The sequence below is a fragment of the Nitrosomonas sp. HPC101 genome, from assembly GCF_009833125.1.
GTDB lineage: Bacteria > Pseudomonadota > Gammaproteobacteria > Burkholderiales > Nitrosomonadaceae > Nitrosomonas.
Map to the genome: position 1 here is coordinate 53,518 of NZ_QRCC01000008.1, position 12,599 is coordinate 66,116.

Genomic DNA, 12,599 nt, shown 5'->3' on the forward strand with positions numbered 1-12,599 from the left:
ATGAAAATTGTCGATGCATTAGTTACTTCATCCGCACAGCAGACAACCGCACTTGGAATAGAGCGATTTCGTGCAGATTTTCCGATTCTTGATATCAAGGTGGATGACAAACCGCTGGTTTATCTTGATAACGCTGCCTCCAGTCAGATGCCGCAGGCAGTAATCGATTGTCTGGTTCGTTACCAGAAAACACAGCATGCAAATATTCATCGTGCAGTGCACTATTTATCCAACCTGGCCACACAGGAGTATGAGGCAGCGCGGTGCAAACTACAGAATTTTATCGGTGCCCGTGAAGATAGAGAGGTGATATTCACCAGTGGTACAACTGACAGTATCAATCTGGTGATGCATGGATACGGGCGCAAGTTTATTCAGGATGGCGATGAAATTATCCTGTCCGAACTTGAGCACCACTCCAATATCGTACCTTGGCAGATGTTAGCAGAAGAAAAAGGTGCACATATCCGGGTGGCTCCAATTAATGATGCAGGAGAAGTGCTGGTAGAGGAATATGAAAAGCTTTTCAATTCCAGGACCCGATTTGTAGCTTTGTCACATGTTTCCAATGCGCTTGGCAGTATTAATCCGGTTAAACGCATGATCGCCATAGCACATCAGCATGGTGTTCCCGTTCTGATCGATGGTGCCCAGGCAGCGCCACATTTGAAAATAAATGTTCAGGATCTCGATTGTGATTTTTATGCGTTTTCTGCGCATAAGATGTGCGGTCCTACCGGGGTGGGTATTTTGTACGGAAAGGCGCATCTGCTTGAGTCCATGCAGCCATTCAAGGGTGGAGGGGATATGATTGCCTCGGTTTCTTTTGAAAAAACAATCTATAACGAGATACCTTACAAATTTGAGGCGGGTACGCCTCCTATTGCAGCGGCCATAGGCTTTGGCGTGGCAATTGATTATCTGGAACAGATCGGCCTTGATGCCATTGCCGCTTATGAGCATGAACTGCTGGTTTATGCTGCCAGCCAAATCAGAACGATTCCGGGTGTGAAAATCGTAGGCGACTGTCCGAACAAGGTTGCGGTGATATCGTTTGTTATCGATGGTATTCATCCGCATGATGTCGGTACTCTGCTGAATCAGGAGGGTGTGGCTGTGCGCACAGGCCATCATTGTGCACAACCGATCATGCAGCGTTTTAATGTAGCGGCAACATCACGTGCCTCATTTTCTTTTTACAATACTAAAGAAGAGATCGATATTCTGGTGGCTGGTATTCGATCTGTACAAAAGGTTTTCGCACAATGAATCTGAAATCAATTTATCAGGAAGTTATTCTGGATCATAACCGTAAGCCGCGTAACTATGGCTCTCTTGACTGTCCTACGCATCATGCAACTGGACACAACCCTTTGTGTGGTGATCGTATTGATCTGGATATCAATATGCTGGATGGCCATATTGAAGAAATTGCATTTCGCGGTGAATCCTGTGCAATTTGTAAGGCTTCTTCTTCAATGATGACCAGTGCTGTCAAGGGGAGATCACGTCAGGAAGCAGAAGCGCTGATTCGGGAATTTCGGGAGATGCTGGTTAGTAAGGAAGACAATAATGATTTAGATCATCTTGGCCGGCTCAAGGTACTTGCAGGGGTGCGTGACTTGCCGACCAGGGTCAAGTGTGCGATTCTGCCGTGGCATACCTTGCATGCTGCTATAAATTCAACAGGAGAAGCCACAACCGAAGCAGATGATCATTCAAACAAGCTCGTAGCAAATAATCACTGATATCACCATGCCAAAGATCTCAGAAATCGAGGGAACTCCAAACCCTAACGCATTGAAGTTTATCCTGAAAGAGCCATTGACCTGGGGTGTGACAAAATCTTACAGCAACGCCGAGCAGGCAGTTGATGATCCGCTTGCCGCTGCATTGTTTGATATTGATCATGTCATCAATGTTTTCTATGTGGATCGCTGGATTACGATCACACAGGATGGAGGCGCGGATTGGCAAGATTTGGCGCGAGAGGTGGCGGATCCGATTCGGGCTGCGCCGGCTGCTGCAGATCAATCAGCCACGGTAGTTGCTGAAGCGAATGCAGCCTTGATGAATCTTAGTGAAGAAGATCAGCAACGATTGGAGCGAATCAATATTCTACTAGAGGAAGAAGTGCGACCTTATTTGCAACACGATGGTGGTGACCTTCATGTACTGGCTCTGGAAGGCAGTGTGCTGCGCATTCATTATCAAGGAGCCTGCGGAACCTGTCCAAGTTCGATTTCCGGAACGTTAAGAGGAATTGAGCAGCTTCTAAGGACGATTGAGCCGGATATTCGGGTGGTATCTGGCTAAAAGATTTGCCCTGTAACGCAATCCTGTAATTATAAGTATCAACCATTTTTCTCCTGCCTCAGATATTTCTGAAATTCCGGCTGGCTGACACAAAAAATGTTCTGCCAGCCGTATCCCTTCTAAAGTCAAATGAGTACGTTGATGTATGTTCACTTACAGTATTCAGAAGAAACTGTAAGCAGCACTAAGAAATTCTTGCACTTCATAAAAAAAAGGAGTTATTTTATGAAGTGCCAATAGATTATTTCCAATAAATACGTAATAACAGCGATTGCGATAATTTCTCTCTTGCTGTGGGTGATTTGGTGTAAACATTCTATTTCAAACTTGCCGTTCATGCGAACAGACTAACCTGATATGATTTTGAAGTAGGGGTTTGTAAAAGGAAGACATAGAACTTTTGCAGAGCAAACAACCCGATAAATTTTTCGGTAGGCCAATACGATGACAGCAGAAAGTGAAATCCACGACGGTAATAAGGGTGGTGAACAAGGGGATGGTCAGGAAGGTGCTTCGCGCCGTGATTTTCTTTGCCTTTCCGGAGCAGCCTTCGGCGTGGTGGGTGCCGCATACGCTGCCACATTCCTGATTAATTCCCTGAATCCCGCACAAGATACATTGGCACTGGCTACGATCGAGGTTGATATCAGTCATATTCCAGTCGGAGAAGCTAGAACTGTCATGTGGCGTGGCAAGCCAGTGTTTATCCGTCATCGTACATCCGAGGAGATTACGCAGGCACGAGAGGATGATGTTGCCGCATTAGTGGATAGGGAAGCGGATTCTGCACGTGTGCAAAAGCCAGAATGGCTGATTGTTGTGGGCATTTGCACCCATCTGGGATGCGTGCCCATAGAGCAAAAAACCAGTGATTCACGCGGAGAGTATGGAGGCTGGTTCTGTCCCTGTCACGGTTCGTATTATGATACTTCAGGTCGTATCCGCAAAGGCCCGGCACCAAAAAATCTTGTAGTACCCCCCTATGTGTTTGTCAGTGATGTTGTCGTGAAAATTGGCTAAAAAGAGAGCTCTATGATTTACAAAATGAGCAAAACGGAGCGCGTAACCTTTAAGAATCCGGTTGTCAGGTGGATTGATGAGCGATTACCGATCTTTACGCTGATGAGGAAAGAGTACAAGGTATTTCCTATTCCTCGCAACGTCAACTATTTCTGGAATTTCGGGGCTATTGCCATATTCATGCTGATAGTGATGATGGCTACCGGCATTGTAATGGCTATGCATTATACGGCCGATACCAGGCTTGCCTTTGATTCCGTCGAACGCATTATGCGTGATGTCAATGGTGGTTGGCTGATCCGTTATGTGCATATGAACGGTGCTTCTTTCTTATTTGTGGCTGTTTATATTCATATTTTTCGCGGTATCTATTACGGTTCTTATAAAAAACCACGTGAATTGCTCTGGATGCTGGGGGTTTTGATTTTCCTGTTGCTGATGGGAACAGCCTTCATTGGCCATGTTCTACCGTGGGGACAGATGTCGTTCTGGAGTGCCACTGTGATTACCAATTTATTTTCCGCCATTCCATTGATTGGTGACGGTATCGTTACCCTGCTGTGGGGTGGATTTTCCGTTGATAATCCAACACTGACGCGTTTTTTCGCGCTGCATTACCTGTTGCCTTTCATTATTATTTTTGTGATATTCCTGCATGTCTGTACGCTGCACATAGCCGGATCGAATAACCCACTGGGTATCAATGTTAAGAAATCACAGGATACACTGCCGTTTCACCCGTACTTTACGACGCGGGATATGTTCGGGCTGCTGGTCTTCCTGATGATTTATGCCGTGTTTGTGTTCTACATGCCTAACGTGTTTAACCATCCGGATAATTATATTCCGGCCGATCCATTGGTTACGCCGACGCATATTACGCCGGAATGGTATTTTCTCCCCTTTTATGCCATGCTGCGTGCGATTACCTTTGATATTCCTATTCCATTTATGGATATCATCCTGGTTAGCGCCAAATTGGGTGGAGTGATTGCGATGTTCGGATCGATCATTCTGTTGTTCTTCCTGCCGTGGCTGGATTCGCATCCGATTCGCAGTGCGCGTTTTCGTCCGCTGTTCCGGTTCTTTCTAATTGCTTTGGTACTTGATTTTGTCTTTCTTGGCTATGTAGGGTCTCAGCCAGCTGATGCGACATTACTGGATATCCCGCTCAATCATTTTGGCCTGACTGGAACTGTCTATTATTATGCGTTCTTTCTGGTCATACTGCCTTTACTTAGCAAAATCGAGAAAGGGCGCGAGCTTCCCACCAGCATTCATCAGGTAATTTTGCAGGCAGGTAACAGTTCAACGAGCGGAAAAAATGAGTAAGGCCATGAAAATCAAACGATTACTCATTTTCGCATTGTTTTCTGTTCTGGCAGTGGTGCTGTCACCTGTAGCCCATACCGTCGAGCCGATCCAGTTGCCGATCCAGGATTGGCACTTCTCCGGGCCGCTGAGCACATTCGATCGTGCGTCACTTCAACGTGGCTATATGATTTATCGCAGGATTTGTGCTGCTTGCCACAGTATGAAGCATGTAGCCTTTCGTAACCTGGAAGCGATTGGTTACAGCGAGGAACAAATCAAAGCGATTGCTGCAGAGTATATGTATACCGATGGGCCTGACGAAGGAGGCAATATGTATGAGCGTCCCGGTCTTCCCAGTGATTATTTCAAATCACCCTATCCCAACCATAACGCGGCCAGAGCTATCCATAACGGGGCTTTGCCTCCCGACCTTTCTCTGATCATCAAGGCGCGTCACCATGGTCCAGATCATGTCTATGGCATTCTGACTGGCTATGAAGCGGCTCCGGAAGGGACAGCTCTGCGTGCAGGGCAGTATTGGAATCGATACATGCCCGGTCACATCATCGCGATGATGCCGCCGTTGGCAGGAAATATGATTGCCTACGAAGATGGAACACCGCAGACACTGGAACAATATGCGCGAGATGTCGTGACATTTCTAACCTGGGCAGCGGAACCCATGCTAGAGGACAGGAAACGTGCCGGGATGAAAGTGTTGCTTTTCCTGCTCATCTTTACAGGCATTATGTATGCTATCCAGAAAAGAATCTGGGCTGCTGTGCGTTGAGGGAATGGTAATCAATACGCAGGCTTAAAATACTATTTATTTCTGCAAACCATACTTTTTTGTCTGTTTTCCTTTGCGCTGGCAGTCTCACACCTTTCCTGGTCTGCATGCCATGCATCTAACCTTTCTTGCTGCATTTTTCAATGATCCTGTCAAAGCAGAACCTTCAACCCTGCTGTAGCAAGCACGATTGCTAAAGCAAAACGGATCCATCGTCCTGTAATCCTGTTGGCAAGCTTGCTCCCCGCAATGACTGCTGGTATGGAGCCAGCTAACAGGCTGATGAGCATTTCGCCATCCACCATTCCTGCGAACAAATAACCCATGCCGGCAATAACCGCTAATGGTATGGCATGTACGATTTCCGTGGCAACCAGGCGGTGCGGTGTTATACGTAATGGATAAAGGTACAGCAGCATTACACTTCCCAGAACGCCCGCTCCCACTGATGTCAGTGCAACACATATTCCAAGGATTGAGCCTGCAAGGATCGTCAGCACTGTTTGCATTGTCCTGAATCGTTCTGGATGTCCAGTCTGCTTTCTTTTGGCAAAAGCGACCAGTCTTGGGGCTGCCAGTAACCCGATCGCTGTAACCAGCACTATTGTGCCGATACCCTTTGTAAGCCAGTCTATCTTTACGATATGCGTTCCCATACTTACCAGCAATACGGTAAGTGAGGCCATCGGAAGGCTGCCTGTCCACAAACGCTTGACTATCTGCCAGTCCACATTGCCGCTGGTGTGATGTATCCGTGCGCCAGCTATTTTAGTGATGGCTGCAAACCACAAATCAGTAGCGACGGCAGTTGTTGGTGATATTCCGAAAAACAGTAACAGGATAGGTGTCATCAAAGCGCCACCTCCAACACCGGTCAGTCCAATCACAAAACCAGTGAATGTACCGGCAAGCGTGTAGGACAAGTCAATCATGCAAAATTCTCATACTGTTTGTGTCATTTTAAAAATGATGTTTCGCGAGAATCCAGAGGATCTCTGATCAGCATTAATATTGTTTATCCGACAGGTATTGATGATAAATCTTGTATACGTGCAAAAGGATGGCAGTTTATCGCGATTTGATTTTTATGACGAAGCTTTCTGTCCAATAACCGTATTTACGGAGAGGCAGGTGATTATTTCGGGTAAAACAATAAGGATGGATATGCCCTCGGATACTGGCTGGTGACTAGTACCCGCCGGATTCAAGAAGTTGTATTAATTGCAACTAACCGGGTTTGTTTAGAGGTTGTTAAGCTCTGTTTTCAGCGCTTGGATGTTACGTTCATGTGAGACAGCCTGGTTACGCAGCTGGAGAATATCAAAATGGTTTGAGATAAAATATGGATGATTGGGTAAATGGCTTTGCATTTTCCGGAGAGTCAGATCAATGATTTTCAGAACATCTTCCAGCAATCTGGTTTCGTTGGCAAGTTCCTGAGAAAGGATTTGCCGACGTTTGGTATCTCGCTGATCCTGTTGAAGTTTACTGACTTTGGGATAGCTTCCGTTAAGGGTGATCTGTGTGACTCCGGAATTGGGGTCCACCCGGCGGGTGGTATTTACCAATCTGGTTTTCCCGGGTTGAATTTCTATGGAACCTTTGGCTGCATTGTTGGTAAAGATGATGCGCCCATGCTCATCCACCAGTTTATAAATACCGGAGGCCGTACAAATAGTGGAAGATCCGAATGCAACAATTCCAATCAGAATGCTCACGTAGTAAGTTTGTTTCATGATAACTTTCCCGATTTCTGAAAAAATGGTTTCAAACCGAAGTCCCGTATTAAATAAATCAGGAGAAATACGGGGTTCTGTCTGGGAAGTATCAGATTTTAAGCCGGGTGTATAGCAGACGATCTGTAAATAAGCGTGAGTTAGTACCGTTTTTTCACAGACTATAGTACAAGGCAAATTCAACAGGGTGCGTCGTAGTGCGCAACAGTGTTGCTTCTTCCGACTTGAGCTTGATAAAAGCGTCGATTGTATCGTTGGAAAATACATTGCCGCGTATCAGAAACTCGCGATCCTGGTCCAGGCTTTCCAGAGCTTCTTCCAGTGATGCACAGGTACTGGGCACCATCGAGGCTTCCTCCGGAGGCAGATCATAAAGATTTTTGTCAATTGGGTCGCCCGGATGGATTTTGTTTTGTATGCCATCCAGCCCTGCCATCAGCAAAGCAGTAAAGGTAAGATACGGGTTGGCACTGGGATCAGGGAAGCGAATTTCAATACGCCGCTGTTTGGGACTGCTGGCATAAGGGATGCGCACAGCGGCTGACCGATTGCTGGAAGAGTACGCAATATTGACTGGCGCTTCGAAACCGGCAACCAGCCTTTTATAAGAGTTGGTGCCCGGGTTGGCAAAAGCATTCAGCGCCTTGGCATGCCGGATAATACCGCCAATATAATACAATGCAATTTCTGACATGCCAGCATAGCCATTTCCTGCAAACAGGTTTTTACCATCCTTCCAGATTGACTGATGAACATGCATGCCCGAGCCATTATCGCCAACAATCGGTTTAGGCATAAATGTCGCTGTTTTGCCGTAGGAAACAGCAATATTATGAATAACGTACTTCATCAGTTGATTCCAATCAGCGCGTTTCACCAGACTATTGAAGCGGGTGCCAATTTCACATTGCCCGGCATTGGCAACTTCATGGTGATGAACTTCAACAGGAACTCCTAGTTCATCCAGCACCATACACATGGCTGAGCGGATATCGTGCAGGGAATCTACTGGTGGTACCGGCATATATCCGCCTTTGACTGCGGGTCGATAACCATTGTTGCTGCCCTCATAGCGCTTCCTCGAACTCCAGGAGGCTTCTTCGGATTCGATTTTGACAAAGCACCCGGACATATCGGCATGCCAGCGTACCGAGTCAAAAATAAAAAACTCTAATTCCGGGCCGAAGTAGGCAGTATCACCGATACCGGTGGATTTCAGATAAGTTTCGCCCCGTCTGGCCAGTGATCGCGGATCGCGGCTGTATCCCTGTCCATCTGCAGGATCGATAACATCGCAGGTCAGCAGCAATGTGGTTTCTTCCATGAAAGGATCCAGTGAAGCAGTTTCCGGATCAGGCATAAGCAACATATCGGATGCGTGAATATTTTTCCAGCCGGCAATTGAAGATCCATCAAACGGATGGCCATCTTCGAATTTATCAGCGTCAAAAGTATGTGCGGGAACTGTGACATGATGTTCCTTGCCGTTGGTATCGGTGAAGCGCAGATCAATGAACTTGACTTCATGGTCCTGAATCATCTTTAAAACATCAGCTGCCACAGTTTTTCTCCAGAAAAGTATCATTTGTTTTGTGAAACGGTTTGCAAGGTACGCGAACTTGGCAGGGAAAATGCAAGCAAGGTACGTTGACCGGTATTGTACCGTTGGGCAGGTAGCGAATAAATAGGCCCATCATTTTATTTCGGGTAAAAAACTGTGGCCTATCTGCATTTTGAATAAAAATCCGGAAAACGGCGGCACAGGTTACATCCGGAAACAGAGGCTCATGAAAATGTCAGGGTGGACTGTGGAGTATTTCGTATTGCTTGCAGAAGCTGGGTCATATCGTCTGGCAACGGAGATTCCCAGCGCATGATCTGTCTGCTGTCAGGATGAGTGAGTTCGAGCTGCAGAGCGTGCAGCGCCTGCCTGGGCAGGTGTGCAATTACATTGATTGCTGGCGGGTTGGATGAAATTTTGCCATATACTGGATCTCCTACCAGTGGATGGCCAATAGACATCAGATGAACGCGGATCTGATGTGTGCGCCCGGTTTCCAGGCTGCATTGCAGCAACGTGCAGGCAGTGAACTTTTCCAGAACTTGATAATATGTGCGGGCGGGTTTGCCATGTCGTACCACTGCCATGCGGGTGCGATGTACAGGGTGCCGTCCGATAGGTGCGTCTACCAGACCGTCTTTCTCGATCTTGCCCAGTGCGAGTGCGAAATAGTAACGTTTGACTGTACGTTGCTGCAATTGCCTGACCAGATCGAGTTGTGCCTCGATTGTCTTGGCAACAACCAGCAGACCGGTAGTATCTTTGTTCAGCCGATGAACGATACCGGCACGGGGCACCTGGCTTAACTGTGGAGCGTGGTTAAGCAAAGCGTTCAGTAATGTTCCATGCCAATTGCCATTTCCTGGATGGACGACCAGGCCGGCAGTTTTGTCGACAACAATCAGATGATCGTCCTCGTAAATAATGCTGAGTGGAATAGCCTCAGCCTGATAGCTCTGATCACTTTCAATCAACCCGACGGTAATACAAATTGTTTCTCCTCCCCATATTTTTTGCCTGGTTGATCCTGTCGTACCATCCACGCTGATACGGTTCTCTCCAATCCATCGTTGTAGCCGGCTACGCGACCATTGAGGAAGCAGTTGAGCCAGCGCCTGATCCAGTCGTAATCCTGCAAGATTGCCTGGTGCAATCAGCTCAATGATGTTTTTACTTTCCTGATCGCCGGCTGCGGATGCATCAGGCTTTGCGCTATAATCGCGCTTATCTTGCCCGTTATCGAGATTATTCATATGTTGCGACAATTTTTGGCAGGGGGGGTGATAGTATTGCTGGTCTCATGCGGCATACTGTCCGAGAAAACTGTTGATAACAGTCAGTGGTCTGCGAGTAAATTTTATGTTGAAGCTAAAAATGAGCTCAACGAGGGTAATTATTCAGCTGCAGTCAAGCTGTTTGAGGCTCTGGAAGCCCGTTACCCCTATGGGCGGTTCGCTCAACAGGCACAACTTGAAATAGCCTACGCTTACTATAAGGATCAGGAACAGGCTTCGGCCATTGCGGCGGCAGACCGGTTTATCCAGCTTTATCCGCATCATCATAATATTGACTATGCTTATTATATCAAGGGACTTGCCAACTTTAATGATGATCAGGGTCTGCTGGGGTATATAACAACGAAAATCATCAAGCAGGATTTGAGTGAACGGGATGCAAAGGCTTCAAGAGAATCATTTGAAAGCTTCAAGCTGCTGGTGACCCGCTATCCAGATAGTAAATATACACCCGATGCATTGCAGCGTATGGCTTATCTGGTCAATGCGCTGGCAAGGGGTGAAATTCATGTTGCCAAGTATTACATGAAGCGGAAAGCTTATGTGGCGGCTATCAGACGTGCACAATTCGTGCTGGAAGAATATCCACAAACACCGGCAATAGAAGAAGCGCTGTATATCATGGCAAGTGCTTACAACGAACTGGGTATGACTGATTTGCGCAAAGATACGGAAAAAATTATTCAGAAAAATTTTCCAGAAAGTGCTTACCTCACTGCGACGGGTTCACTGGTAGAAAAACCCTGGTGGAAAATCTGGGAATAAATTGAATTTTTCTGGATCAGAAGAGCATACCAATTTCATCCATCCGGAATTTTGGCGTAAAATGCAGCCCCCGCCCTGGTAGCTCAGGGGATAGAGCAACCCCCTCCTAAGGGGTAGGTCGGACGTTCGATTCGTCTCCAGGGCGCCAGCTCATCGATCTGCTAAGAAAAAAATATTAGTGGGATCACCAGCGCCAGGCGGAAACAGACAAAAAATGTAGTTTACAAGGAGTAAATGAGCATTTTGAGCCTGTTTTTAGTGTAATGACGCGATGCAAATCGCTTTGCAGACAGTCATTTAACAGATCATCCGGATTGTAGAAGTATCCGGCCCGCTATAGACGAATAGCGCATTTCTATCTCAATGCAAATTCATGTGGTTTAAAAATTTACAGATTTATCGTCTGGTCGATGAGATGATTGCTCCGGACGAACTAAGAGCATATCTGGCAAAGCAAACATTGCAAGGCTGTCTGGGGCTGGAGGCGCAAAGCAGGGGATGGATTTCCCCCGGAGCAGAGGACGCTGATCTGGTCTATAGCTATGGACAGCAAATACTGATCGCGCTGGGAATCGAGAAAAAACTATTGCCGGTGTCCGTCGTCAATCAGCTGGCTCAAGTTCGTGCGCAGGAAATGGAAGCTCGCCAGGGATATGCACCTGGCCGCAAGCAGATGAAAGAAATCAAGGAAGCGGCTTATCATGAGCTGCTGTCGCGTGCATTTGCTGTCCGGCAGAGGAATCATGTCTGGATTGATCCTGCAGATGGCTGGTTTATTATTGAAGGGGCCAATGCCACCAGGGCAGATACACTGATCGAAGTATTTATCAAGTCAACAGGTATTGGCTTGAAACGTGTCAGAACATCGGTGACTCCGATAGCGGCCATGACGACCTGGCTGTCAGGAGATGATCCACCTTCCATCTTTTCAGTTGATAGCGATAGTATTTTTCGTAGCCGGGAAGATAAAAAAGCTTCAGTAAGTTATATCCGGCAATCACCTGATCCACAGGAAATCACCCGGCATGTTCGGACCGGCAAGGAAGTCATCAAGCTGGCAATGACTTGGCGTGACAAAATTTCCTTTACTCTGGATGAAAATCTGCAGTTAAAACGGATGACTGTGCTCGATATTGATCATGAGCCAGCAGAGACGGCTGCGGAGCAGTTCGACAGTGATTTCCTTCTGATGACCGGTGAGCTGCGGCAACTGCTACCTGAATTGATGGATGCGCTGGGGGGAGTGACTGATGAATAATCTGCCTGCAGCGGCGGAGGAGGGTAAGGTGCCACTGCAGGCAGTTCAGATAATCTGAATATGTCAGAAAATATTGTTATGGTTGTGTAGTATCGGATTTTTCCTGGTTATGTTCATGTTGTTTCTTCTGTTGCTTTGCGTGCCACTGCTCATGCCGACGCTGTTTCATCTCTTGTAGTGTGGTGTATTGCTCGGGCGTCAGGATGGTTTGCATTTGGGATTGTGTCTCTTCGCGCAACGCTTTGAATTTTTCTCCACTCTGTTTGAAAAGTGTCTCAAGTCGGGATTTCTGATCATCGGTCAGTGACAATTCCTTATCTAACCGTTCTATTTTCTTTGCCCGGTAGTGATCATGATCACCTTTGTATTCGCCGGGATTGGCAGTTGCTGTCAAAGGCAATGTCAAAGCGAGGATGATAGCAACAAGATTTGTATTCATGATAAATCCTCCAGTTTGGTTTTTAAAAAGAGCAAGGTGTTTGTCACTCTTGATGACAACTATATCTTGCCAGTTTGTAAATAAATTGCAGCAACTATGTAAAAA

The 12,599-nt window shown here is 46.7% G+C and carries 13 protein-coding genes and 1 tRNA gene; 9 read left to right on the forward strand and 5 right to left on the reverse strand.

The annotated features are described in order from the left end of the window. The 6 genes from ABO04_RS05360 (at position 1) to ABO04_RS05385 (ending at position 5,440) form a co-directional block, all read left to right on the forward strand. Complete coding sequence (locus ABO04_RS05360; protein ID WP_160809664.1) at positions 1-1,269, forward strand: cysteine desulfurase; 1,269 nt, start codon at positions 1-3, stop codon at positions 1,267-1,269. After that, positions 1,266-1,748, forward strand: coding sequence for a Fe-S cluster assembly sulfur transfer protein SufU (gene sufU / locus ABO04_RS05365; protein ID WP_160809665.1), 483 nt, complete (start codon positions 1,266-1,268; stop codon positions 1,746-1,748). Before ABO04_RS05360 ends, sufU begins: the two co-directional genes overlap by 4 nt. 7 nt (positions 1,749-1,755) lie before the next feature. Next, positions 1,756-2,316 (forward strand): NifU family protein, encoded by a 561-nt coding sequence (locus tag ABO04_RS05370; protein WP_160809666.1) that lies wholly within the window; start codon positions 1,756-1,758, stop codon positions 2,314-2,316. Between the two features lie 444 nt (positions 2,317-2,760). After that, entirely contained in the window at positions 2,761-3,336 is a 576-nt protein-coding gene (gene petA / locus ABO04_RS05375; RefSeq protein WP_160809667.1) for a ubiquinol-cytochrome c reductase iron-sulfur subunit, read from the forward strand. Between the two features lie 24 nt (positions 3,337-3,360). Then, the gene (locus ABO04_RS05380; protein WP_160809668.1) at positions 3,361-4,668 is read left to right on the forward strand and encodes a cytochrome b/b6; all 1,308 of its coding nucleotides are present in this window, start codon (positions 3,361-3,363) and stop codon (positions 4,666-4,668) included. Between the two features lie 4 nt (positions 4,669-4,672). Further along, a complete protein-coding gene (locus ABO04_RS05385; RefSeq protein WP_160809669.1) occupies positions 4,673-5,440 on the forward strand; it encodes a cytochrome c1 in 768 nt (255 codons plus the stop codon). A 152-nt stretch (positions 5,441-5,592) separates the two neighbouring features. On the opposite strand, the gene ABO04_RS05390 is transcribed toward ABO04_RS05385, so the two are convergent. The 4 genes from ABO04_RS05390 to rluD form a co-directional block, all read right to left on the reverse strand. Further along, entirely contained in the window at positions 5,593-6,372 is a 780-nt protein-coding gene (locus tag ABO04_RS05390; RefSeq protein WP_160809670.1) for a sulfite exporter TauE/SafE family protein, read from the reverse strand. Positions 6,373-6,681: 309 nt separating this feature from the next. Further along, entirely contained in the window at positions 6,682-7,176 is a 495-nt protein-coding gene (locus ABO04_RS05395; protein ID WP_160809671.1) for a hypothetical protein, read from the reverse strand. Between the two features lie 154 nt (positions 7,177-7,330). Continuing rightward, on the reverse strand, positions 7,331-8,716 hold the full coding sequence (gene glnA, locus ABO04_RS05400) for a type I glutamate--ammonia ligase (protein ID WP_240141446.1): 1,386 nt from the start codon (positions 8,714-8,716) through the stop codon (positions 7,331-7,333). A 245-nt stretch (positions 8,717-8,961) separates the two neighbouring features. Further along, complete coding sequence (gene rluD / locus ABO04_RS05405; protein ID WP_160809673.1) at positions 8,962-9,990, reverse strand: 23S rRNA pseudouridine(1911/1915/1917) synthase RluD; 1,029 nt, start codon at positions 9,988-9,990, stop codon at positions 8,962-8,964. On the opposite strand from rluD, the gene ABO04_RS05410 reads away from it, so the two are divergent. The 3 genes from ABO04_RS05410 to ABO04_RS05420 all read left to right on the forward strand — a co-directional run bounded on the left by ABO04_RS05410 (position 9,991) and on the right by ABO04_RS05420 (position 12,055). Beyond that, on the forward strand, positions 9,991-10,797 hold the full coding sequence (locus tag ABO04_RS05410) for an outer membrane protein assembly factor BamD (protein ID WP_160809674.1): 807 nt from the start codon (positions 9,991-9,993) through the stop codon (positions 10,795-10,797). It abuts the gene before it with no gap. Positions 10,798-10,869: 72 nt separating this feature from the next. Beyond that, positions 10,870-10,945: transfer RNA gene (locus ABO04_RS05415), tRNA-Arg, on the forward strand. A gap of 225 nt (positions 10,946-11,170) precedes the next feature. Continuing rightward, positions 11,171-12,055 (forward strand): recombination-associated protein RdgC, encoded by an 885-nt coding sequence (locus ABO04_RS05420; RefSeq protein WP_160809675.1) that lies wholly within the window; start codon positions 11,171-11,173, stop codon positions 12,053-12,055. Between the two features lie 76 nt (positions 12,056-12,131). Here ABO04_RS05420 and ABO04_RS05425 read toward each other — a convergent pair whose 3' ends face one another. Continuing rightward, positions 12,132-12,494 (reverse strand): hypothetical protein, encoded by a 363-nt coding sequence (locus tag ABO04_RS05425; RefSeq protein WP_160809676.1) that lies wholly within the window; start codon positions 12,492-12,494, stop codon positions 12,132-12,134. Between the last annotated feature and the right edge of the window lie 105 nt (positions 12,495-12,599).

Excerpts from the sequence above, each read along its gene's own strand:
- ABO04_RS05360 (WP_160809664.1), top strand. The coding sequence starts at position 1 with ATGAAAATTGTCGATGCATTAGTTACTTCATCCGCACAGCAGACAACC.
- sufU (WP_160809665.1), top strand. The coding sequence starts at position 1,266 with ATGAATCTGAAATCAATTTATCAGGAAGTTATTCTGGATCATAACCGT.
- ABO04_RS05370 (WP_160809666.1), top strand. The coding sequence starts at position 1,756 with ATGCCAAAGATCTCAGAAATCGAGGGAACTCCAAACCCTAACGCATTG.
- petA (WP_160809667.1), top strand. The coding sequence starts at position 2,761 with ATGACAGCAGAAAGTGAAATCCACGACGGTAATAAGGGTGGTGAACAA.
- ABO04_RS05380 (WP_160809668.1), top strand. The coding sequence starts at position 3,361 with ATGAGCAAAACGGAGCGCGTAACCTTTAAGAATCCGGTTGTCAGGTGG.
- ABO04_RS05385 (WP_160809669.1), top strand. The coding sequence starts at position 4,673 with ATGAAAATCAAACGATTACTCATTTTCGCATTGTTTTCTGTTCTGGCA.
- ABO04_RS05390 (WP_160809670.1), bottom strand. The coding sequence starts at position 6,372 with ATGATTGACTTGTCCTACACGCTTGCCGGTACATTCACTGGTTTTGTG.
- ABO04_RS05395 (WP_160809671.1), bottom strand. The coding sequence starts at position 7,176 with ATGAAACAAACTTACTACGTGAGCATTCTGATTGGAATTGTTGCATTC.
- glnA (WP_240141446.1), bottom strand. The coding sequence starts at position 8,716 with ATGATTCAGGACCATGAAGTCAAGTTCATTGATCTGCGCTTCACCGAT.
- rluD (WP_160809673.1), bottom strand. The coding sequence starts at position 9,990 with ATGAATAATCTCGATAACGGGCAAGATAAGCGCGATTATAGCGCAAAG.
- ABO04_RS05410 (WP_160809674.1), top strand. The coding sequence starts at position 9,991 with ATGTTGCGACAATTTTTGGCAGGGGGGGTGATAGTATTGCTGGTCTCA.
- ABO04_RS05420 (WP_160809675.1), top strand. The coding sequence starts at position 11,171 with ATGTGGTTTAAAAATTTACAGATTTATCGTCTGGTCGATGAGATGATT.
- ABO04_RS05425 (WP_160809676.1), bottom strand. The coding sequence starts at position 12,494 with ATGAATACAAATCTTGTTGCTATCATCCTCGCTTTGACATTGCCTTTG.